A 439-nucleotide genomic window follows, 5' to 3' on the forward strand; every position below is an offset into this window, starting at 1 on the left:
GTCTTTTCCTGTTAGTTCATCCCTTGCCTGTAATATATTGACAAACTGGACCGGATCTTTTGGGGCGCTGTTGGAAGCTATATCCATTACATTACCCTGGAACTGCTGGGTTCCTGAACATGAAGAAGCACCTTTAAAGTCGCCAGCCCCGCCCGCAGGTCCACCGCCGCTTTCACCCATACCGCCCATCATGCCGCCTGAAGCAACAAAGCCCATGATGTATTTCGCCATGTAGAACGTGCGCCCTGAGACATTATACTTGCCTGCAGAGGAGTTCAATTCAGCAGTGATTTCTATCTGGAACGGCCCTGTTCTGTTCACAGGTATCTGAACAGTTACTCTGGGGTTTTTGATAAGTGTGCCATTTGTTCTTTCCGTAACATTAAAGTAAGTGGGGCTGTTTGCAGTGCCTTCCAGTATATCAGTCGAGCCTGAGAAG

The 439-nt window shown here is 48.5% G+C and carries 1 pseudogene; it reads right to left on the reverse strand.

What is annotated here, in order from left to right:
• Window positions 1–439: pseudogene (locus A2255_08805) on the reverse strand (hypothetical protein).

The sequence above is a fragment of the Candidatus Melainabacteria bacterium RIFOXYA2_FULL_32_9 genome (assembly GCA_001784615.1).
Classification (GTDB): Bacteria; Cyanobacteriota; Vampirovibrionia; order Gastranaerophilales; family UBA9579; genus UBA9579.